Raw genomic sequence first — 338 nt, 5'->3', positions numbered from 1 at the left:
AGCCTGACGATAACCTACTTTCACACTGGTTGCAGCACTATCATCGGCGCAGAGTTGTTTCACGGTCCTGTTCGGGATGGGAAGGGGTGGGACCAACTTGCTATGGTCATCAGGCATTGACTTGTACAGGCATCGCGTCTTTTTCCGCGCCGCCAAGAATCTGGAGGAAGTATTATAAACGATTTATATCGTTTATGTAGTAAATATTTTAGGTAATGAAGTTGTATCAACGAACGTTCCAACATACTTCTCATTCACCATAACCTGCTAAGGTTATAGGGACAAGCCGTACGGGCAATTAGTATCAGTTAGCTTAATGCATTACTGCACTTCCACAC

1 rRNA gene is annotated in these 338 nt (G+C 44.4%); it reads right to left on the bottom strand.

The window, feature by feature from the left end:
* Position 1: 1 nt before the first annotated feature.
* Positions 2 to 114: ribosomal RNA gene (rrf, locus tag GEV02_RS32620) — 5S ribosomal RNA — on the bottom strand.
* Between the last annotated feature and the right edge of the window lie 224 nt (positions 115 to 338).

The organism is Rugamonas aquatica (assembly GCF_009380215.1).
Taxonomy (GTDB): Bacteria; Pseudomonadota; Gammaproteobacteria; order Burkholderiales; family Burkholderiaceae_D; genus Rugamonas; species Rugamonas aquatica_B.
Note: the sequence above shows the minus strand (reverse complement) of the source record. Positions and strands in the feature narration are given on the sequence as shown.